Here is a 21895-nt window from a genome sequence, read left to right on the forward strand (position 1 = left end):
TAAAGATGGAAGCATACATACAAGAATCAATCGACAAGTGGTTAAACAGTAACATCGACGAAACTGACAAGCAAGCGATCAAGGAAATGATCGCTTCTGGTAACGAGACCGAGCTAATCGACTCCTTCTACAAGGAACTAGAATTCGGTACGGGTGGACTCAGAGGCATCATGGGACTAGGCAGCAACCGCATGAACAAATATACCATAGGTGTAGCCACACAAGGATTAGCCAACTACCTCAAAAAAGAATTTAGTGGGCAAGACATCTCTGTCGCTATTGCACACGATAGCCGAAACAATAGCTCTTTCTTTGCTAAAACTACTGCTGGAGTATTCTCTGCCAATGGCATCAAAGTCTACCTTTTCGATGCATTGAGACCTACGCCTGAGCTTTCCTTCGCGATCCGTGAGTTAGGATGCAAAAGTGGTGTAGTGTTAACCGCCTCACACAACCCTAAGGAATACAACGGTTATAAGGCTTACTGGGACGATGGTGCGCAAATGATCGCTCCACATGACACAAACGTAATCGATGAAGTAAGAAAAATCACCAGTTTCGACGCAGTAAAATTTGATGAGACCCCAGCACTCATCGAGAGTATTGGTAAAGATTTAGACAACAAATATCTTGAGATGCTAGCTGGACTCAGCTTGTCTCCAGGTTCTATCAAAAATCAATCAGATTTATCGATCGTGTTTTCTCCTATTCACGGTACAGGGATCACGCTAGTACCTTCTATTTTGGAAAAACTAGGATTCACCAATGTGAACGTCGTAGAAGAGCAGGCCGAACCTAACGGTAACTTCCCGACAGTTGTCTATCCTAATCCTGAGGAACAAGAAGCCATGAGCATGGCACTCCAGAAAGCCAAAGACATAGATGCAGATCTAGTCATGGCTACAGACCCTGATGCTGACAGAGTAGGTATCGCGGTAAAAAACCATGAAGGAGCATTCGAACTCCTCAATGGAAACCAAACAGGAGCGCTATTGATCTACTATCTCTGTACCAAATGGAAGGAAAATAATAAACTAGATGGTGATCAGTTCATTGTCAAAACCATCGTAACGACAGAACTCATCAAAGATATCGCTACACACTTCAACATCGAGAGTCATGATACCCTTACTGGATTCAAATTCATCGCAGGGTTGATCAAAGAGTTCGAGGGCAAGAAAAAGTTCATCGGAGGTGGTGAAGAGAGCTACGGTTACCTCATCGGTGATAGTGTCCGTGACAAGGATGCGGTAGCCTCATGTGCTATGCTAGCAGAGATGGCAGCATGGGCTAAGGACAATGGTAAAACTGTCATGCAGCTCCTAGAGGAGATCTACAGCCAATTCGGTATGTACTGGGAATCTTTGTCTTCTTTGACAAAAAAGGGCAAAGCAGGTGCTGAAGAAATACAGCAAATGATGACCGATGCAAGAACCAACACGCCTAGCCGTTTGGGTGGTTCTCCAGTAGTCTCGTTACTAGACTATCAATCTGGTGAAGCAACTGATCTTCAAAATGGAACTAAGACTAAAATGGATTTTCCTAAATCTAATGTACTTCAGTTCGTCACCGAAGATGGCAGTAAAGTTTCTCTCAGACCATCAGGAACAGAACCAAAAATCAAGTTCTATTTTAGTGTCAAATCACCTGCGGGTAGCAGTGCTACGATAGCCTCACAAAAAACAGAACTAAACCAAAAAATTAATCAGATCAAAAGTGAACTAGGGATTTCATAACCCCAGTTCACTTTTAAGATTCAAAGAATAAATATTGTTTTAATAGAACAATGGACTACTCTATTAAATGGATTTGAATTTATATCAGATTAATTTGTATTATAACAACAAATAAAACAGGTCGAATTTGAGTCATTCTAAAAAGCCTCAATATTTCATAAAATTACCTGTAAGTATTACAAGTTCTCTTTATATTTCAATTCTATAAGGTGAACCATCCAACACTAAATAATACTAAATGGTCTTAGAGTCAATACTAATAGTTGTCGGTTTTGTAATGCTTATCAAAGGAGCCGATTTCTTAGTTAATGGGGCTTCCTCCCTAGCGAAAAGATACAATGTCTCAGACATTGCAATTGGGCTCACAGTAGTAGCTATGGGTACGTCTGCTCCTGAACTTGTCGTCAATTTGATCTCAGGGTCTAATGGGCATAATGATGTAGTATTTGGCAACATCATTGGGTCTAATATTTTCAACATGTTTTTGATACTAGGTATCTCTAGTGTGATATACCCTCTCACTGTTCAAAAAAATGCACTATGGAAAGAAGTACCCTACTCACTGATAGCCACTATTGTTTTGTTTATACTGGTCAATGACCAATTGATTTTTGGTAGTGCTAGCAATTCAGCGAGTGTATGGGATGGTGCAATTCTATTGGTCATGTTTGTAGGGTTCTTGTATTATGTATTTCAAAACATGACTAGAACAGATGATTCGGCAGGAGATTTAGATGAAATCGAAATGTACGGCAGCCTCAAGACTGCATTAATGATCATCTTTGGAATAGCAGGTCTAGCCTTTGGTGGTCAGTTGATTGTTGACAATTCCATTGTTATTGCACATCATTTTGATATTAGTGAAAAGGTCATCGGGCTCACGATACTGGCAGCAGGTACCTCCCTACCTGAATTAGCGACAACTGCAGTAGCAGCGTTTCATAAAAAATCAGATTTAGCTGTTGGAAACATTGTAGGCTCTAACATCTTCAATATTTTGCTCGTGTTAGGAGCTACTGCCCTATTCAATGGTCCACTCGCTTTTGATATAGATTTAAATCTAGATTTATACATCATCATGATTGGTACATTTATGTTATTCCTATTCATGTTCACCCTTCAGAAGTACAAACTTGATAGAGCAGAAGGTGCATTGTACCTTCTTGGTTTTGTCGCGTATATAGTCTTTTTGTATTTTAACAGACTATAAACTCACTCCCTTAACGTTGCTTAACATCTTTTAACTCCTCCTTAACAGTAGGTTCTGTGTATGCTATATAGTTTGCAATGTAATTTTTACATACCAAGCAACTATACACACTTTGGAAGCATTACAATATCAGAACAATAACCATAAATATTCCAATCAATTGGAAGAGGGAGAATTAGTAAAGAAGTGTAAAGACCATGACGCATCCGCTCAAAAGGAACTTTATGACAAATACATGGATCAAATGTATCGAATAAGCTTGCGCTATTTAGCTAACGAAGCAGAAGCAGAAGATGCCGTTACTGAAGGATTCTTGAAGATTTTTTCAAAAGTAGGTTCTTTTGAATATAGAGGAAAAGGCAGCCTAACTGGCTGGATGAAAAGGATCATTGTCAATGAGTCTTTGATGGTTTTGAGAAAGAGAAAGCATCTACTCGTTGATATCCATGAGACGGATCATAAACTAAGATCCATTGATGGGGTAGAAAGTAATCTTCAAGAAGAGGATATTATCAATGAAATCAAAAAACTACCTAAAGGATATCGAACTGTTTTTAACCTCTACGCCATTGAAGGTTTTAGTCACCGAGAAATTGGAGAAAAGTTAGGAATCAGTGAAAACACTTCTAAATCTCAACTCAGTAAAGCCAGAGCATCATTGGCTAAATCATTAGTCAAAATAGGTGCCGTATAATCTGATATAAAAATGAAGAGCAACAAAGAAAACAAGAGCATTAATATTATAGACAGAGTCTGTCAAAATGCAAGTCAAGTTGCTGACCGCGTTAACGTGGACATCTCTAAGAAGAAAAGACTGTGGGATAATATATCTCAACGTCTTTCAGATTTGGACAAACGTGTACTCACATGGTTTCTCGCCATGACAACCTCCTTTTCATTACTAATAGCCGGAGGAATAGAGTTGTGGAAAAACACACCAGAGGTCATACCAACCCAAAGAGAACTAACATTGCAGGTTAAAACAATAGATACATCTGAGCCGATTGAATCATTCGAACACGCACTTACTTCTGAGCTAAAAGCCAAAAAGCAGCCAAGTAGTATTAACTCACCAATCCCTACAACAACTATATTAAAAGGAACAGAAATAATCCAAACCAAACAACCAGAAATTCCTAAAGAAAGCCATAAGGCACTTCAAAACATCAAACCGCAAATCTACCTCGGCACAACACTGAGTACAGCAGGGCTAACTCCAGAGCTCGGTATAGATGTTCCAGTTTACACCAAATCAACTGGCAAGCATACGCATAGTATCAAGACAGGTATATCGGCACAGTTTCTACTATTTGGTCAAAGAAAAGCAACAGAAGGTGAGCAGCAAGTCAACAACACCGCCATGCCATCCGTATTTGCCAATCTGCTGTATGAGATTAAAGACAATTCCAAAAACTCGACTTGGAGTGCACGTATTGGCTATCGACTTAACAACAACAATAATGATACAAGTATCTACTCTAACCACACGATGAAGGCTTCATTGCACAAAAGCATCAATAACCACATCAAGATTGGCCCAGAAGTTATCTTCACCAACAATTTCAGAAAGGTCTATCCAGGAATAGGGCTAGTTGTAAGCAGTTAAGCAAACTGAAACTTCATATATTTAATATCCTCCCCTTTATCATAGAAGAGTTGTTCGTATTTTGTCTTTACACCGAAGTGTTCGTCCATATATTCTGAGTCGTAGAGTTTGTGTGTAGAAGACAGGTTTTTCACTTTAAATTGCCCCGTTTCAATGAGTTCTAAGGTATAATCAAACAAAAAAGTGCTATCCGTTTTGAATTTAACCCAACCATCTTCAGCAAGAAGCTTACGATACATCTCCATAAAACGCGGTGAGGTTAGTCTTCTTTTCTCATCTTTGTCTTTTGGTCTAGGATCAGGAAATGTAATCCACAACTCTGAAATTTCATTCTCACCGAAATGGTCCACAATCTGCTCGATTTTGGTTCGCAAGAAAGCAACATTATCCAATTGATTCTCAATCGCATAATTACTACCTACCCAGATACGTGCTCCTTTGATATCCACACCTACGAAATTCCTATCTGGAAATTTCTCTCCTAACCCAGTGGTATATTCTCCTCTACCACACCCGAGTTCCACGACCAGCGGCTTCTCATTCTTAAAATGATCATCTCTCCACTTAGCTACAAGCTGACCAAAGCAAGCTTTGCCATTTTCTACAACGTTGTAGCGGACAGCATTGTCCTCAAACCTTTCTAACTTCTTACGCCCCAATTTATATATCTTTTATTTCTGCCACTACAAAGGTACTGCCTCCTACAAAGACCCAATCTTCCTTGTGCACATTGGCCAAAGCTGCTTCATAGGCAGCCGACACTGTATCATGAGTAGTGTAGTTTAGTTTATGCTCATCCCCTAATCTAGCCAATTCGTTTACCGATAAAGCCCTCGGGATATCAGCTGCGCAAAAGTAGTACGAAGCATCCTTTAATAATAATCGAAAAATGCTTTCGATAGATTTATCACCAGCCATTCCCCAGACCACATGCAATTTCGCTCCCTGTCGTTGAGTGTCTAGTCGGCTCATCAACTCACGAACGGCTTCTTCATTATGACCTATATCGGCTACTACAGTTGGAGAAACACGTAATTTCTGCCACCTTCCTTTCAGTCCGGTATGACTGACCACCTGTCTGATTCCATCGACAGCTTGTTGATCGCTGATAGCAAAACCACGGGTACGCAACTGCGATACGCCCTCCAGTATCAGCGGAACATTTTTCAACAAAGAATACCCTCCTAATTCTGAAGTGAATTCTATATTTTTTTTGGTATCTCTGTTGACCACTCTGATGTGATGGTCAGCTAAAACTAAAGTTTCATACCACTCACTAGGACAAAAGACAGGGGCTTTCTTTTGTTTTGCCACAGCGGCCACCTCTTCCTTTGCTTCTGATGCCAAGTCTCCTATAATAACAGGTATATATTCTTTTATAATCCCTGCCTTTTCTCTAGCGATATTTGCTAATCCAGCACCTAGTATATCTTCATGATCCAAACCTATAGAAGTAATTACTGATAATTCTGGAAGAATGATATTTGTAGAATCTAAGCGTCCTCCAAGCCCCGTTTCTATCACGGCGATATCCACTTTCTCTTTCGAAAAATACTCAAACGCCATAATCACAGTCATCTCAAAAAATGAGGGCTTCACCTCTACCATGAGATTCTTACAACGCTCCACAAAGTCAACAACGAATTCTTTACTCACCAACTGACCATTGACACGTATCCTTTCTCGGAAACTCTTTAGGTGAGGAGAAGTGTACAGCCCAACCCTGTAGCCTGCCTCCTGTAGTACAGAAGCAAACATGTGAGCAGTAGATCCTTTCCCATTAGTTCCTGCAATGTGTACGGATTTAAAGTCATGTTGAGGATTAGACAGTGCTTCTGCTAACACTATAGTATTGGTCAGATCCTTTTTCATGGCAGCCTTACCTATTCGCTGAAAGATAGGCAACTGCTCATAAAGGAAGTCCAACGACTCCTGATAGTCCATGATATTACTTGGATTGAATAATAAAGGTAATACGACCTGTCGAAGTAGAGGCACTATTTCGGTTATCAGCTGTCTTGCTAAAAGTCAATTCCATCACAGCATCTCTATAAATACGCTCTACCACAGGTGATACGGTCTTTTCGATGGTTCTAATCGCTACGATCTCACCTTCGTCATCGACTTTGATTTCAAACACAATGTAGCCCTCCTCAGTAGAGTTGTCATCTGGTTCTGGTCTAAAATCCCAAGCCCAACCACTCAGATCTAGACTAGCACCTTTATTACCACTTCCTCCTCCTGCATCAGATTTTTTGAATATCGCTCGATCATCAATCTTTGGTTTAGATACGACCTTCTTAGCCTCTTCTTTCTTTTCGGATGTTTCTTCTTTCTGTTCGGATGTTTCTTCTTTCTGTTCGGCTTCAGCCTTAACCACTTCCTTCTTCTCGACTTTCTTCTCCTCTACCTTTTTTTCTACTATATTGGGACTATTAATATCTTCCGTTTCAGCAGTCTCTTCGATAGGCTCATTGGTCTCTTCGACTTCTGGCTCTACAGGCTCTTCATTAGAAGCTGCATCACTTGCTTCACTCGTCTCCTCAGCCTCTTCCGCCTCCTGAACTTCCTCTACCTCATCGATCTGTTCTGCTTGCACAGGTACATCAGATTCAGAATCACTGACTATTTCATTTCCTAGGTTAAATTCAATGCCATACTCAGGAATCGGTGGATCAGGTTCTCTCCAGGCCAATACAAAGAAGAATATCAGCAACAACGCAGTATGTATCCCTACACTGACGTAAACACCCGTTATCCTATTTTTCTTTTCTCTGAGATTCATATTAATCTGGCTTAGTTGCCAAAGATATTTTCGCCTCCAATTTAGTTGCTATGCTGGCCACATTAACCAAATGTTCCACAGGAACAGACTTGTCACAGTGAAGTACAACTACACCTTCTTTGTCCTTCAACTCTACTTTAAGTGCTTGCTCAAGATTATTCAAAGACACCTGCTTATCATTTACAAAATACTGTAAATCAGGCGTAACCGTTACGCTAATCTTTTGCATTACGATATTCGAACTCTTACTTGTCGGTAGGTTCACTGGCAATCCTGATGGCGTAATAAACGATGAGGTCAACATAAAAAATATCAACAACAGAAATATCACGTCAGTCATAGAAGACATAGCAAAAGACGCATCCACCTTATGTTTACTCTTTATATCCATGGATATTATTTTTGCGGTTCTTGCAATAGATCGATAAAGTTGATGGAGGTATACTCCATCTTATGAATCAATTTAGCTACTTTGGTAATCAAGAAGTTATAGGCGATATAGCTTATAATCCCTACAAACAAGCCAGCCGCTGTTGTAATCATGGCCTCATAGATACCACTAGACAATAACTTAGGGCTCACCGCCCCTTCTTCTTGTGCGATTGACATAAAAGCCTGAATCATCCCTGTAACCGTTCCTAGAAAACCAATCATGGGTGCAGCACCAGAGATCGTCGCTAGCAACGTCAAGTTCTTTTCTAATTTATAGACCTCTATTTTACCTACATTTTCGATCGATGCTTCTATACTTTTTAGTGGGTTACCTATTCGAGACAGCCCTTTCTCCAACATTTTAGCGATAGGAGTAGTCTCACGAGCACAGAGTTGCTGTGCTTCTGATACTTTTCCACTCACGACCATTTGTTTCACCTCATCCATCAGACTCTCAGGAGTTTGATCTGCGGCTTTGATTGTCATCAATCGTTCAACCAAAATATACGTTCCTACCAAAGACAATAGTACAATGGGGAGAATCATATACCCGCCTTTGAACAACAAATCTAAAACGGACACATCGGCAGCTACAGCAGCTGCCGCAGCTTCTTCTACAGGAACATCCTGCAATAGCGTAACTAAAACCATACTAAGTGTATTCATAAAATGGATTTAAACAAAAAAAAGGCCAAAACTGACCTTTCTTATTTTTAATGCTAATTAATTATATTTTTAATATTTCAAAGCCCATACTTGATCTCCATACTCGCTTTTAAAGCTTCCGAGTTGACTAGCTGCATCACCATATGTTGAGTAATCTGCTACAGACACTCTAAATCGTTTAGCATTACCAAACGGTGAAATCACCTTCACTCCTTTACCTTCAGCGCTCAACTCTTTAGCATAATCCATTGCCAAATCATCGTCGATAAAACTAGCAATAACAATATAGGACACGCCTGTTCTTTCTGTGACTCTCACGATTTCACCAGCAGGCGCAGATGCAGCCTCTAATTCTGGTTTAGCAGACACAGATTCCAGCTCCTCTGTCGCAGGCTCTGGAGTAGCCTCTACTACCACTGGTTCTTCCTTTTTAACCTTTGGTTTCGTAATTGGTTTTTCTACCTTAGCTACTTTCTTTTCGGTTCCTTCAGGGCCTCCTGACAACCAAAGCATTCCCGCAGCAATAACGGCAATAACCACTACGCCAATTACTATTATTTTAGTAAAACCTCCAGAGGATTCATTATATGTATATGCTTTATAATTTTCTGGTAATTTTTTATCAGACTCTACAGACGAATCATCATCTGAGTCGTCATCAACTCCAAATGACACATTGTCTGAGTCAAATAGTGAATCATCACTATCAGAAGAGAACAAAGAATCACTATCTGTATCATCTTCGATAGAAAAATTAGAATCGTCATCATCATCAGCCATACCCAGTGCTGCTAAATCATCTGGACTATCAATACTGGCAAACAAATCATCACTAGACATCACATCCTCTTCTCCTGTAGTATCAGCCTCAAATAATGAAGTATCAATTGGATCACTATCAAACATCGAATCGCTCTGCGTATCGTCACTTCCTCCACCAATAAGGTCGTCATAATTGACGCTACTACCAAAATCAGTACTCAAGGAATCGTCCTCTTCATCGTCTCCCAACCTATCAGAAATCAACTGTGCACTATCTAGTACATCTTCAACTTCTTCTATACCCTCATCCAAAACGGACTCAGATGAACCAGATGAAAGATCTATCTCATCTAACACACTCATATCTATATCGTCGGAACTCCCAGACAGCGGAGAGTCTGAAACAGGGTTAGACTCTTCGAAAGACAATTCTTCTTCATCGTCATCGTCACCTCCAGATAAGTCCAATTCTTGCAATTCATCGAACTCTAAATCAGGTAATCCAAAATCATCATCAGAAAGGTCGTTTGATGCTTTCTTTTCCTCTTCTGAACCCTCGTTTAGCTTGTCTTCGGCCATAGTCAATCTTATTGTTGATACTGTAAAATATTCTTAATTCAATTCTTGCCAGTAAATGTAGAGAATTAATTTGACTTTACAACTTAAACCTAAGCCTTGTAAAATACAATAATATTACTTGCTAATATTGCACAATCATGTGGGACAAAAATTTTACCTCCCCTATCATTATTAACATTTTTCATGCGTATGAAACCTAAAAATCTATCGCGCCGAGTGAACCTATATATTGTTATCCTCCTATTTTCTACGCTAGTTTGGAGCTGTACAACTAGCCAAACTACTGAGCAGACTTGGATCAAAAAGCAATCATGGAAGAATGAACTTACTCAGTGTACTGGCTACAGATCAGAGTTAACAAATCAACTGGATTCACTCACTACTCACCTCAAAACTTTGAGAGAGAGCGAGGTAACCGATATCATGGGGATGCCAGATCAAACACTCTTATATGAACGAGGACAAAAATTCTTTGAATATCAAGTTAATTGTACCACTGACAAAAAGACAAACAAATTTCTAAGACTAAGGTTTAATGCCTTGGGGTATGTTAATGAAGTATTATTAATTGAAAGATAAACTAATCATGCATTGATGCCTGCGCCCCTACATTTGCATCAACCCTATCGTCATTAACCTTTTTCAAAACCAATATCCCGATGAGGATAAACATGACGAGAACAAATTTTCTATTTTTCATAGTGTTAGTTTATGCTAGCAAAGGTGTAGTATTTTTCAGATTAGAAAAATGGGGGAAATTCCAAATATTCTTCTTAGGAAGAATACCTAATTGATCCACTGTATCTCTCTAACCAATGTAACATCAGATACGCCAAAATAGCCAAAAACCACACTATTTGGATCACTGATACTCCTAACATTCCCTATTACTTGATTAGGTTTTGCGTTCGGGCCGATCGAATTTTGGTCGGTTTGGTTTTTGATCGCTACTAAATACTGGTACGCACGGCTAGTCAAAGAATACTGCTCAACACTCACTGAGTCTCCTTTTTTGAAGACGACATTCTTTGCGTCTACCCTGAACTTGTTTCCATCCGTAAATAAATCATCAAAAAGCACTATCTCAGATGGATGATTTCTCAGTTCACCGTTGACATAAATCTTCCACCTATAGTAATTGGCAACATCGGGTTCGTCATTGATAAGTGCCGAGACATAATAGTTATCTTGTTCATCTTCAACCACGAAACGTTGCGGATCAACAATAAAACTCACGAACGAAGTGTCAATGGATGGAACAGCCTGCATCTTTTCACTATAAGATACTAGTGTGTCTCCATCAGTAATCAAAAACAATTGATAAGAAGCTCCTACAACTGTTGCAAAATCATTTGTATCAGTGATGTATATTCCTGTATTCTCTACCTCTGTAAAAGTGTATTTGTTCCCTCGATCCGAGTACACATATACCCCCACTTGACTAATAGGTTCATAGTTTTCGGTGCTTGCGTAACTATTGCTCCAGTTCAATTTAATTTCTTGATTAGTATGGTCATGTCTAATCCAACCATAAACCACTCTCCTTGGTTCACCAGAAGGTAAATCCACCTTAACCTCTTCTAAGCAGGAGATACTCAGCACTCCAGAGGTAGCCAGTAAGAGTAAAATAACAACTCTAGTATTCATTAAAATCTAAAATTATAGGTTACGGATGGGACTGGAAATGCTAAGACGGATAATTGATTAACCGTAGGTCGACCTGGTATATCAGGATCTTCGGAAAAGAAATATGCTTGAGCATTATCTCTACTATATACGTTGTATATAGAAAAAACCAGCTCGGATTCAAACGTTCTCTTTTCACCATTCTTCTTCATGGGTTTGATTTGATAGGTTGCGGAGACATCTAACCTATGATAATTACTCAAACGATCCTGATTTCTACTCGGATAGTTTGGAACTAACACGCCATCCACTTCATACTTTGAGTCAGGAAAAGAATATGGCCTCCCTGTATAAAATACAAAATTAGTAGAAAAGCTCCATCTCTGCTCGGTCTCGTATACCAACGATAAGGCAAAATCATGTGACCGATCAAAATCAGATGCAAAAAAATTCCCGTTGTTAATTTCTAAACTCTCATTACTGTTTTCAAACTTGCGTTCTACTCGTGAAAGCGTATACCCAGCCCAACCTGTCCACTTCCCCAGCGACTTCTTTACAAAAAATTCAAGACCATAAGCCCTTTCAATACCATAAATCAATTCGGTCTCCACGGACTCGTTAAACTGTAAATTAGCACCATTTTTATAATCAATCACATCATTTAAATCTCTATAATATGCTTCCACAGAAGCATTCATATCCCATTGAGGAAAAAACTTGTACACGCCTACCGTACTTTGATTCATAGTCGTCGGAAGAACATTCAGACCTGCCATCACCCAATTATCAGATGAAGAAGGGGAAGTTGTATTGGAAAGTTGGTGCATGTACTGAACAGAACTACTATAACTAACCTTAGCAGACGAATTCGCTCCCAATGAAAATTTCAACGAAACACGTGGCAACCAGTTATAAAAATTCATCTTATTCTCATCACTACCTGCTTTCAACGTATCTACAATAGTGGTTTGGGACAGTGGCTCGCCTTCTTCATAGACATAAACATCTGATTGACCATCATTGATGAAGTGCGAAAAACGCAACCCCAAGGAAACAGTTAGTTTACTACCTATTCGGTTTTCAGTTGATGCGTACACTGAGGATTCGAAACTAGTCTCATCAGGCAATGAAATTTCATTGCCTGATGTATCGAGTTCTCCTTTGATAACTTCTCCTGGTAACAATCTATGATGAATACTGGAAATTCCCCAGTCCATAATAAAACCAGGGCCGTAATAACTGGTAATATCCGCTTTCACCGCTAAATCATTGATCGAGTATCTACCTTCCAAATCCCGAAACTCTTCTTCTTCCTTCAAACTATATCTGTACCCACTATAATAGGATGTCACATTTATAAAATGTTTGTTTCTCATGATGTGGTTCCATCGTAGAGAAAGCAATGAGTTCCCCCACTGCTGCAAAGCATCCGTCCCATACTTGGTAGCATCACTGCCCCAATATCCAGACATAAACAGTTTATTCTTAGCGTTAATGTTGTATTTAACTTTTCCGTTGAGGTCTTGAAAATTTGCACGGATATCATTGAATCTGGGGTCACTGAGGTTTCGCAATAATAGATCCCAAAATGTCGCTCTACCTGATACGAGAAAGCTCCCCTTCTGATTGAACATCGGCCCTTCTGCCATCAACCGACTGGTGAGCAATCCTAGTCCTCCGGACACTTCAAACTCTTTCTCGTTCCCCTCACGCTGGCGCACATGCATTACTGAGGACGTTCTTCCTCCATACTTGGCCGGAAAATCTCCTTTGAGTATCTCTACATCATTAACAGCATCTGGATTAAAAACAGAGATTAGACCAAAGAAATGGTTGGGGTTGTACAACACCGCTTCGTCCATCAAAACTAAGTTTTGATCCGAAGTTCCTCCACGTACATTAACTCCAGAGACGCCTTCACCAATATTGGTAATGCCAGGCAGTAATAGAGACCCCTGAAAAACATCCACCTCTCCTAGATACGGAATATGTTTTGCCATCTCCATATCGATGCGGTTCGTACTAGACAAAATAGTATGCGCTTTGATTTCCATAGGGTTTAGCTCATCGATAATCAATTCATCCAACTGAATAGGCTTAGGAACCAACTCAATATTAGATTTAATATTCTTTCTAAGATCCACCTCTATCATCATAGGCTCATACCCTAGATAACTCACCGAAATATGGTACACACCGCTGGGTACAGTAAAAGCATAAAAACCATAAGCATTAGCAGAAACACCAGATGCTAACTCCTGAATATACAACGAGGCTCCTATTAGCACCTCTCCTGTATCCGCATCTTTGACCCTACCACTGATGGTATATTTGTACTCTAAATCTGGACGTTCGTAATAAGTCAACAAAACTTGCCCCCCTATTACCTCATAGGTAAGGTTATCGTTTCTACATATTTTATCCAAGATGTGCTCAATGGTATAGGGCTTAACATCAAAGGTGATCACTTTGTGCAAAGGCACGATATTATCATGATAAGCTAAGGGTATGTCATGGGATGGGAGTATTTTTTCCAACAACACTCGCACACTGTATCGACGCTTTTTGAGGGTAATCTCTTGAGATAGAATATCCGACTGAGCCGATACCGTAGGGCACAGTGTCAATAGCAAAATAATTAAAACGTATGCTTTTCGCGTCGAGATACTCAATCTATCATATTACAAGGTGACTTAAAGCCAAATTTATAACATAGATTAAGATTGAATCAATAAAGAATCAATAAAGAATCTGAAGCGTTCAAATATTGTCCTATAACGGACGGATTAGCAACTCGGACCGCTCAGAACGACGACTTTCTCGTCATCAGAGACATTAGTAATATTAGCTATCACTTTAAGTACCTCTAGTATTTCAGACATGGTCTTCCCTTCAAATTTAGAAGTGATCAGACAACTATCAATCCCTGACTGTAGCTGAATCTCAACACCATAATGCTTGGTCAGCACCTGCGCTACTTCTCGCAGTGGTGTACTTTGAAAATTCAACTCACCTAATCTCCATACAAGTGTTTTAGTGTCTATGTGCTTAAAAGACTCCAATTTAGCATCAACGATCGTCGCACTATTATTCTTCTCTAAAACAACCTTATCATTCGATTTCCTTCCTTTAAAAGAGACGCTACCAGACAAGACATTGACTTGACTATAAGTTTGTTTAGCGATCAAATCAAAAGAAGTACCTAATACCTTCGTCACTGAAGATCTGCCAATAATTTTGAAAGGATGATCCTCGTCACGCTTCACTTCAAAGAAGGCCTGTCCATCCAGATACACCTTTCTTTCACTACCGTCAAAGGCTTCAGGATACTTTAGCGTAGAGTTTTCATTGAGTGTAATGCTCGTACTGTCACTTAGGATCACACTGAGAACCTCTCCTTCCCTAGTATTAACGGCCACCAAGTCAGGACTAGAAAAGTAAGAAATCGAAAAGAATACAAGACCTATTGTCACAGCTATAGCTGCGGCAATTTTATAAAAGACATTACCAGAATTAAGCGCAATGGAATGCTTCGCTATCTTCTTCTCTACTTTTAGCCAAGCCATCTCCACATTAGGGCAGAAACTACTTGTATCCAGCTCCGACAGCTCATACAACTTACGATGCTGAGCCAATAGTTTAGCGTTCTGTTCCGATGCATTCGCCCAGTTCTCTACTTCCTGACGCTCATCTTTGGACAGTTTCCCGCTGAGATAACCTTGAATTTTTTCTTCTAAATTTTGCATTCCAGTATTTCTTTCAATTATAGGTCAACAAGAATGTAAGCTCCCCCTATTCAAGGCTCGTGTTTTTTACAGAAATTGAATTAAAATCAAAACCATGATTTTGTCCCATATCGGATTGAGTTGTTCACGCAGTTTACGAAGGGCATGACCTATCTGATTTTCGACAGTTTTGACTGATAAATCGAGTTCTTCCGCAATCTCTTTATAGGTCATCCCAGCATTTCTACTCAAGTTGAATATAGTCTGGCATTTAGGAGGTAGTGTATCAATAGCTTGCTGAACGTAGACCCTAAGTTCATCCATGACCCAGGCCTCTTCTCTATTCTCTGCTACGTCACTGAGGTCTACCACGCCTTCCACATCTACCTTACGTAGTTCTTTAGGCATCTGTAACTTCAGGTAATTGAAGGATCGGTTGCGTACTGCAGTATATAGATATGCCTTAACCGAAGTATTGACAGACAGCGTATGACGCCTCTCCCATATATTGATAAATACCTCTTGTACGAGCTCCTCTGCTGCAAATTCATCTCGGACATACTTGAGGCAAAAACGAGACAACTCTGTATAGTAGTTACGAAACACTTGCTCAAATGCTGCACGATCATCATTGCCTATTTTGGCCAGTATATCTTCTTCTGTTAATTGCACTTAGATACTATCGTATGATTTATGTTTTAGTTTCCTTTTCGATGAAATTAATCAAATTTCAAAGCGGTCACTGGTTTTACCCGAGTAATCACCGCTAAAGGTATTCTCAAAGCCAACAACACGACGAAGAATGTCAATACATTCAGTAGCAACAATGCTTTGAAATCCCAAAATATCGGTACAAAATGCATGTAATAACTCACAGGGTCTAATGGGATCAAATGAAACTGATCTTGCAAAAAGGCCAACAAAAGCGCGATAGCATTGCCAAGTGTCATTCCTTTGATAACCAGAAGCATCCCATTGTACATGAATATCTTCTTGATCTGTCGCTTACCAGCACCTAGTGCTAGAAAAACACCTATCATGTACGTTCTTTCCATAATTAAAATCAATAAAATCGAGATCATATTGAAACAAGCAACAATCAAAATCAATATCAGAAAAACCGATACGTTTTGATTCAGAAGATCAAGCCAATCGAAAATCTGGGCATACTTATCACGAACTTTATCTACATATAGATGTGCATCCACATTTTCAAAAAGGGTATTTTCGGCTATTTCCAAATCATAACCATCCTTAACAAAAACTTCGACCCCTCCCACCAAAGTATCCGGCCAATTGTTTAGACGCTGAACCATACCTATGTCCCCCAGAACCATAGTCTTATCGATCTCCTCTAAACCAGTCTCATACAGCCCTACGATCTGTACCCTCCTAAATTTCGGTGGATTCTGGACGAAATAGATCGTCGCATCATCCCCTACTTCTAGTTTGAGTTTTCTAGCGATTCGCGCACTCAGTACTACCTCTTTGGAGTATTCAGAATCAGAATAAGCTATAAATCGACCTTTTGTCATATTCTCCTGAAAGCGCAGCGTATCAAAATCACGACTTACTCCTCTCAGTAGAACCCCCTCTACCTCTTCCTCCGTGCGAAGCATGCCTGCTTTATGGGCAAACGACTGTATATGATCAATAAATTCATACTGTTCTAAATCATTGAAAAAGTGAGCTCCAGTACTGATGTGATGATCTCCCAGCGCACTACCTAGCGTATATTTCGTAATCTCCAGATGCCCTTTGAAATTGTATATTTTATCTTTGACAGTCTGTTGAAAGCCTCCCAAAATAAAATAGGCTAATATCATAGCCGATAGTCCCAGAGCAATACTAACGACGGCCAATTTGGAGATAATTTTGGTAAAAGATGAGTGAACATCTTTAGAAATACGATGAGATATAAAATATGGGAAATTCAAACTTCTAAAATCTTGCTACATTCGTGTGGTGGCGTAAAATAAACCAAAATTCGATGAACAGAGATCACAATATTAAGAAATACTTGCTCGTAACTTTTCTATTACTTTTAGGGCTCAAACTGAGCGCTTGCACTCCTCCACCCGAGCAGTCTCGCCCAGTCATAACAGGTGCGGAACAATTGCATCGGTACCTCTCCCTGTTACAAGGCAAAAAGATAGGACTCCTCGTGAATCACACATCTTATATAGGTGATACGCACTTACTGGACACACTACTAAGTCATGGGATTCAGGTTCAGACAATTTTTGCGCCTGAGCACGGGTTTAGAGGTGATCTTGCCAATGGCGAAACAGTCTCCGATGGCAGAGATGAAAAAACTGGGTTACCTGTTATTTCCCTCTATGGGAAAAACAAAAAACCTAGTAAAGACCATCTGGCCGATTTAGATCTAGTCATATACGACATCCAAGATGTAGGAGCTCGCTTCTATACTTATATCAGCAGTATGCATTATATGATGGAGGCATGTGCTGATTCGGGATTAGAATTCCTCATTTTGGATCGTCCTAATCCTAATGGTCACTATGTAGATGGGCCTGTTTTGGATATGGACTACCAGTCATTTGTGGGGATGCTCCCTATACCTATAGTATATGGAATGACTGCTGGAGAACTAGCACAGATGATCGTCGGTGAAGCGTGGCTCGAAACGGCTTCTGACCTAAAACTCACGATAATCCCTATCGAAAATTGGGATCATCAACAGGTTTACCCTCTGCCTATCGCACCATCCCCTAATCTACCTAACGACCAATCTATCAACCTGTACCCTAGTCTCTGTCTATTTGAGGGAACGAAAATCAGTGTAGGTAGAGGTACCCACTTCCCATTTCAAGTGATAGGCTATCCTGGAGACTCTAGTCTATTGGGTAACTTTTCCTTTCGCCCCGTGAGTATGCCTGGCTATTCCAAACACCCAAAACATGAGAAGAAAACCTGCTACGGCACTGATCTACGCTCAACCAAACCACTCAGTGCTATCAATTTGGAATATATCATCGAACTCTACCACAAGACACCAGAGGAGTTTTTCAACTCCTTCTTCAACAAACTCGCAGGCAATAGTCGACTTCAAGAACAAATCCTAAATGGACGATCTGCTCAAGAAATCAAAGACAGTTGGGAGCCTAAGCTTGGGAACTTTAAAAAGGATAGAAAAAAATATCTGTTATATCAGGACTAGGGAGTCACTACGGGTAAGCCCTCAGTGATCCAATCGGATATCCCGCCATCAAGATCATAGACTTTTTGGAAGCCATTTTCCTTCATCAACTTAGCGGTACGACCACTTCGCCCTCCACTACGACAGTAGATGTAGTAGGTCTTAGACTTATCTAACGCTAAGAGGTCATTGTTAAAGCTAGGTTGATGAAAATCTAACTGAACGGCTCCATCTAGGGCTCCATCCGCCATTTCTTCAGTGGTTCGAAGATCCAAAAGCACAGCATCTTCATCGTCTTGGTAGGATTGATGAAAATCGTTGGCCGAAACCAGTTCTACTTTTTGAGAACCACAAGAACAAAAGATTATACTCATTACGAGCATTAGTAAGGTTGATTTCATAACAATGCTTTAAAGTTAGGTGTCCAAAATTAAGTAAATTTATTTTAGAACAAAACGGAGAATACTTTTCACTTATTTTAGTAAAGTCATTTTAATTCATTCTCGAACAATGAGCCATTGATTTTTACTAATTTCGTCTATTCACTATCTAACATTATCATTTCCATGAAAAATCTCATTTTAATTCTTATAGCCATTTCAGGGCTTTTATACGGATGTTATTATGACGATGTGACTACTGCCGACCAGCTGGATGTAGTAGCGACCAGTTATAATTTAGAAGCTATCGAATCTGGAAATTTCATCACCTATTCCATCCCAGACTCTATTCTTCATCATGATGCAAACAATGATTCTGATCATCAGTTTGATCAAATTATTCTTGACGAGATCAAACAAAACCTAGATGACTATGGCTATACAGAAGTAAACCCTAGTCTCACTACCCCGGACCTCATCGTTCTACCCGAGGTACTGACCAACGAGCAGTACGAATGGGGTGGTTGTTGGGACTGTTGGTACTGGTGGGATCCATGGTACCCTGGTTGGGGATGGGGATATTACCCTCCAACACCTGGATATGTCTATTCGTACGAGACGGGATCTATCATCATCACCATTATTGATCAAAATGCTATACAAGAGCAAGATGAAAACTCAAAGGCACTATGGGTCTCCGTTATCAACGGGGTGCTTCGCCAAAATTTGACTAAAGCCCGCATCAATGAGTTAATCGATCAAGCCTTTGTCCAATCTCCATATTTAGACCAGAATTAAGATGAAACTAAAATCAATCATATTAGCGCTAGTCCTCATAACTAGCTTCAACGTTGCGCGATCACAAGAATCCCTGTTCATAGCCAACTGGTCTATAGCGATACCTGTGGCCGAATTAGTAGACTACACAGATCAGCCTAGCTTCGGTGGATTCAACATTGGTGGCCGAAAATTCATCTATGATTTTGTCTCATTCGGGGGCTATGCGGGATGGCAATTGTACCATGACAAATCCACTGGACTACACGCTGTCAAAGACGGTCTAGATATATGGGGTAGAAAAATTCGACATCTCAACATCTATCCAATCATGGCCAACGTCCATATATACGGTGGTCAAGACGGAGGAGTCAGACCTTATTTTGGTATCAACACAGGGGTATCGATCGTCAATGAAAACATACAAATAGGTCTCTGGGAAGTATCCGAAACCACTGGAAACTACACCCTATCTCCCGAAATCGGTGTTTACATCCCAGTGGGTTTGAGAGGTGGTGGACTAAACCTCAGCGCAAGATATGATCAAGCCTTTCAGTCTTCAAATGATTACCAAATTCAGTCATTTATCATCAACATTGGTTACGGTGTAGGGTATTAATCTTTAGATCTACTTTTTTTATCTTTCATAATCTTAATCTATTTCGTAAAAGCTGCGTAAGTAGGTTAAGATTATTTTTTTACCCCTTTCTATGAGTCAAAAAACTACCCTTGGTCAAGTATTCAAGACCATCATCCTACCTAGAAAAAAGCTCCTTCTCATCGGTTTAGTATTGATTATCGTCAGTAGACTGGCGAGTTTGATTCTACCAGGCTCCAGCCAGTACCTGATGGATGATGTGATCGCCAAAGGTGACTATGAAATGCTCAAAGTCCTCGTAGCAGTCGTAGGCGGTGCTATCGTAGTACAAGCCATCACCAGTTATGCGCTGACTCGCCTACTCAGTGTAGAGGCACAACACTTGATCGCCCAACTCAGAGTCAAGGTGCAAAAGAAAATCATTCAGCTCCCGATCAACTTCTTCGATAACAATAAGAGTGGTGCACTGGTCTCTCGTATCATGAGTGATGTAGAAGGCGTCCGAAACCTTGTCGGAACGGGATTAGTACAACTCTTTGGTGGTATTCTCACTGCCATCATTTCCCTAGGGCTGCTCATCCGAATCAGTCCGATGATGACGCTATATGTACTGATACCCGTGGGAATCTTTGGTTTTATCTCCATGAAAGCCTTTAGTTACATTCGTCCGATATTTAGAACCCGAGGCAAAATCAATGCGGAAGTAACCGGCAGACTCACCGAAACACTAAATGGCATTCGTGTCATCAAAGGCTTCAATGCCGAAGAACAAGAAATCAAAACCTTCGAAGCAGGTACGATGAAGCTCTATGACAATGTCAAGAAAAGCCTCACCTCTACTGCCATTGTTACCAGTTCGGCTACTTTCCTGCTCGGAATCGCCTCTACAGGTATCATGGGTATAGGAGGATACATGATCATTCATGATGACTTGACGATTGGCGAATTCCTGTCTTTCACCCTCTACCTAGGGTTTATGATCGCACCCATCGTGCAGATGAGTAACATCGGCAGTCAACTCACAGAAGCCTTTGCAGGGCTGGATCGAACTGAGGAGATCATGACCATGGATAGCGAAGATGAAATCAGCGAACGAGACATTATCCTAGATCAGGTATCTGGTGATATCAAATTCGATCAAGTCTCTTTTGCCTATGAAGAAGGCAAGAATGTCATCAAAGAAGTATCCTTCGAGGCACCGAAAGGCAGTGTAACCGCGCTAGTAGGCACATCAGGGTCTGGTAAGTCTACGATCGCTGGATTAGTAGCTTCTTTTATTTCTCCTGCATCTGGGCAAGTGATGATCGATGGGAAAGATCTATCAAAAGTCACACTCCAGAGCTATAGAATGAATCTGGGTGTAGTATTACAAGATGATTTCCTATTCGAGGGGACAATTCGAGAAAACATCCTCTTTCCTCGTCCCGACTCTAGCGAATCAGACCTCATCAACGCAGTGAATGCTGCGCATGTGAGAGAGTTCACGGATCGGTTCGAAGATGGATTAGATACTGTAATCGGCGAACGTGGCGTCAAGCTATCAGGAGGCCAGAGACAAAGAATCGCTATCGCAAGAGCGATTTTGGCTGATCCCAAAATACTGATCCTAGACGAGGCAACTTCCAACCTAGACACGGAAAGTGAATCTTACATTCAAGAAAGTCTCAAATCACTGATGAAAGGACGGACAACCTTTGTAATCGCACATAGGCTCAGTACTATCAAACAGGCAGATCAGATACTCGTCATCGAGGGTGGACAAATAGAAGAATCAGGAACACACGACCAACTAATCCAAAAAGAAGGACGCTACTACGAACTCTACACCTATCAGGCTAGAATCTAATTCGATA

At 40.4% G+C, this 21895-nt stretch carries 20 protein-coding genes; 8 read left to right on the forward strand and 12 right to left on the reverse strand.

The features are described from left to right. Positions 1–5: 5 nt before the first annotated feature. The 4 genes from BGP76_RS06460 (at position 6) to BGP76_RS06475 (ending at position 4552) form a co-directional block, all read left to right on the forward strand. A complete protein-coding gene (locus BGP76_RS06460) occupies positions 6–1736 on the forward strand; it encodes a phospho-sugar mutase (RefSeq protein WP_185146838.1) in 1731 nt (576 codons plus the stop codon). A gap of 238 nt (positions 1737–1974) precedes the next feature. Then, complete coding sequence (locus tag BGP76_RS06465; RefSeq protein ID WP_073123039.1) at positions 1975–2946, forward strand: calcium/sodium antiporter; 972 nt, start codon at positions 1975–1977, stop codon at positions 2944–2946. 112 nt (positions 2947–3058) lie between these two features. Next, complete coding sequence (locus BGP76_RS06470; protein WP_119844030.1) at positions 3059–3640, forward strand: RNA polymerase sigma factor; 582 nt, start codon at positions 3059–3061, stop codon at positions 3638–3640. A gap of 12 nt (positions 3641–3652) precedes the next feature. Beyond that, positions 3653–4552 carry a hypothetical protein gene (locus tag BGP76_RS06475; protein WP_119844031.1) on the forward strand — a complete coding sequence of 300 codons (900 nt, stop codon included), beginning with the start codon at positions 3653–3655 and terminating at the stop codon, positions 4550–4552. Here BGP76_RS06475 and trmB read toward each other — a convergent pair. The 11 genes from trmB to BGP76_RS06535 form a co-directional block, all read right to left on the reverse strand. Then, on the reverse strand, positions 4549–5211 hold the full coding sequence (gene trmB / locus BGP76_RS06480; protein ID WP_119844032.1) for a tRNA (guanosine(46)-N7)-methyltransferase TrmB: 663 nt from the start codon (positions 5209–5211) through the stop codon (positions 4549–4551). The genes BGP76_RS06475 and trmB overlap by 4 nt on opposite strands. Before the next feature lies 1 nt (position 5212). After that, positions 5213–6496 carry a folylpolyglutamate synthase/dihydrofolate synthase family protein gene (locus BGP76_RS06485; RefSeq protein ID WP_119844033.1) on the reverse strand — a complete coding sequence of 428 codons (1284 nt, stop codon included), beginning with the start codon at positions 6494–6496 and terminating at the stop codon, positions 5213–5215. Positions 6497–6500: 4 nt separating this feature from the next. After that, entirely contained in the window at positions 6501–7337 is an 837-nt protein-coding gene (locus tag BGP76_RS06490; protein ID WP_119844034.1) for a hypothetical protein, read from the reverse strand. A 1-nt stretch (position 7338) separates the two neighbouring features. Beyond that, complete coding sequence (locus BGP76_RS06495; RefSeq protein WP_073123050.1) at positions 7339–7728, reverse strand: biopolymer transporter ExbD; 390 nt, start codon at positions 7726–7728, stop codon at positions 7339–7341. A 5-nt stretch (positions 7729–7733) separates the two neighbouring features. Continuing rightward, positions 7734–8435: a MotA/TolQ/ExbB proton channel family protein gene (locus tag BGP76_RS06500; RefSeq protein WP_245816842.1), complete on the reverse strand. Its 702-nt coding sequence runs from the start codon at positions 8433–8435 to the stop codon at positions 7734–7736. Positions 8436–8504: 69 nt separating this feature from the next. Then, positions 8505–9776 (reverse strand): SPOR domain-containing protein, encoded by a 1272-nt coding sequence (locus BGP76_RS06505; protein WP_119844035.1) that lies wholly within the window; start codon positions 9774–9776, stop codon positions 8505–8507. Positions 9777–10562: 786 nt separating this feature from the next. Continuing rightward, complete coding sequence (locus BGP76_RS06515) at positions 10563–11423, reverse strand: DUF4249 domain-containing protein (RefSeq protein WP_119844037.1); 861 nt, start codon at positions 11421–11423, stop codon at positions 10563–10565. Then, entirely contained in the window at positions 11423–14029 is a 2607-nt protein-coding gene (locus BGP76_RS06520) for a TonB-dependent receptor (protein ID WP_158584106.1), read from the reverse strand. Before BGP76_RS06520 ends, BGP76_RS06515 begins: the two co-directional genes overlap by 1 nt. Positions 14030–14188: 159 nt before the next feature. Further along, on the reverse strand, positions 14189–15148 hold the full coding sequence (locus BGP76_RS06525; protein WP_119844039.1) for a FecR family protein: 960 nt from the start codon (positions 15146–15148) through the stop codon (positions 14189–14191). Positions 15149–15214: 66 nt separating this feature from the next. Continuing rightward, positions 15215–15799 (reverse strand): RNA polymerase sigma-70 factor, encoded by a 585-nt coding sequence (locus BGP76_RS06530; RefSeq protein WP_073123061.1) that lies wholly within the window; start codon positions 15797–15799, stop codon positions 15215–15217. Positions 15800–15846: 47 nt separating this feature from the next. After that, positions 15847–16989 (reverse strand): ABC transporter permease, encoded by a 1143-nt coding sequence (locus BGP76_RS06535; RefSeq protein ID WP_255416069.1) that lies wholly within the window; start codon positions 16987–16989, stop codon positions 15847–15849. 128 nt (positions 16990–17117) lie between these two features. Between BGP76_RS06535 and BGP76_RS06540 the strand changes: the two genes are divergently transcribed. Beyond that, a complete protein-coding gene (locus BGP76_RS06540; RefSeq protein ID WP_119844041.1) occupies positions 17118–18308 on the forward strand; it encodes an exo-beta-N-acetylmuramidase NamZ domain-containing protein in 1191 nt (396 codons plus the stop codon). On the opposite strand, the gene BGP76_RS06545 is transcribed toward BGP76_RS06540, so the two are convergent. Next, positions 18305–18688, reverse strand: a complete 384-nt coding sequence (locus tag BGP76_RS06545) for a rhodanese-like domain-containing protein (RefSeq protein WP_119844042.1) — start codon at positions 18686–18688, stop codon at positions 18305–18307. The two genes, BGP76_RS06540 and BGP76_RS06545, sit on opposite strands and share 4 nt — an antisense overlap. Before the next feature lie 165 nt (positions 18689–18853). On the opposite strand from BGP76_RS06545, the gene BGP76_RS06550 reads away from it, so the two are divergent. The 3 genes from BGP76_RS06550 to BGP76_RS06560 all read left to right on the forward strand — a co-directional run bounded on the left by BGP76_RS06550 (position 18854) and on the right by BGP76_RS06560 (position 21888). Continuing rightward, complete coding sequence (locus tag BGP76_RS06550) at positions 18854–19465, forward strand: DUF4136 domain-containing protein (RefSeq protein WP_119844043.1); 612 nt, start codon at positions 18854–18856, stop codon at positions 19463–19465. Position 19466: 1 nt separating this feature from the next. Beyond that, positions 19467–20063: a hypothetical protein gene (locus BGP76_RS06555; protein WP_073123069.1), complete on the forward strand. Its 597-nt coding sequence runs from the start codon at positions 19467–19469 to the stop codon at positions 20061–20063. A gap of 91 nt (positions 20064–20154) precedes the next feature. Further along, on the forward strand, positions 20155–21888 hold the full coding sequence (locus tag BGP76_RS06560; protein WP_073123071.1) for an ABC transporter ATP-binding protein: 1734 nt from the start codon (positions 20155–20157) through the stop codon (positions 21886–21888). The last annotated feature ends 7 nt before the right edge of the window (positions 21889–21895 follow it).

Source organism: Reichenbachiella sp. MSK19-1, from assembly GCF_003590315.1.
GTDB lineage: Bacteria > Bacteroidota > Bacteroidia > Cytophagales > Cyclobacteriaceae > Reichenbachiella > Reichenbachiella agariperforans.

Bases quoted from the DNA above. Each gene is read 5' to 3' on its own strand.
- BGP76_RS06540 (WP_119844041.1), top strand. From the start codon at position 17,118: ATGAACAGAGATCACAATATTAAGAAATACTTGCTCGTAACTTTTCTA.
- BGP76_RS06485 (WP_119844033.1), bottom strand. From the start codon at position 6,496: ATGGACTATCAGGAGTCGTTGGACTTCCTTTATGAGCAGTTGCCTATC.
- BGP76_RS06505 (WP_119844035.1), bottom strand. From the start codon at position 9,776: ATGGCCGAAGACAAGCTAAACGAGGGTTCAGAAGAGGAAAAGAAAGCA.
- BGP76_RS06465 (WP_073123039.1), top strand. From the start codon at position 1,975: ATGGTCTTAGAGTCAATACTAATAGTTGTCGGTTTTGTAATGCTTATC.
- BGP76_RS06460 (WP_185146838.1), top strand. From the start codon at position 6: ATGGAAGCATACATACAAGAATCAATCGACAAGTGGTTAAACAGTAAC.
- BGP76_RS06490 (WP_119844034.1), bottom strand. From the start codon at position 7,337: ATGAATCTCAGAGAAAAGAAAAATAGGATAACGGGTGTTTACGTCAGT.
- BGP76_RS06475 (WP_119844031.1), top strand. From the start codon at position 3,653: ATGAAGAGCAACAAAGAAAACAAGAGCATTAATATTATAGACAGAGTC.
- BGP76_RS06500 (WP_245816842.1), bottom strand. From the start codon at position 8,435: ATGAATACACTTAGTATGGTTTTAGTTACGCTATTGCAGGATGTTCCT.
- BGP76_RS06495 (WP_073123050.1), bottom strand. From the start codon at position 7,728: ATGGATATAAAGAGTAAACATAAGGTGGATGCGTCTTTTGCTATGTCT.
- BGP76_RS06560 (WP_073123071.1), top strand. From the start codon at position 20,155: ATGAGTCAAAAAACTACCCTTGGTCAAGTATTCAAGACCATCATCCTA.
- BGP76_RS06515 (WP_119844037.1), bottom strand. From the start codon at position 11,423: ATGAATACTAGAGTTGTTATTTTACTCTTACTGGCTACCTCTGGAGTG.
- BGP76_RS06525 (WP_119844039.1), bottom strand. From the start codon at position 15,148: ATGCAAAATTTAGAAGAAAAAATTCAAGGTTATCTCAGCGGGAAACTG.
- BGP76_RS06545 (WP_119844042.1), bottom strand. From the start codon at position 18,688: ATGAAATCAACCTTACTAATGCTCGTAATGAGTATAATCTTTTGTTCT.
- BGP76_RS06555 (WP_073123069.1), top strand. From the start codon at position 19,467: ATGAAACTAAAATCAATCATATTAGCGCTAGTCCTCATAACTAGCTTC.
- BGP76_RS06550 (WP_119844043.1), top strand. From the start codon at position 18,854: ATGAAAAATCTCATTTTAATTCTTATAGCCATTTCAGGGCTTTTATAC.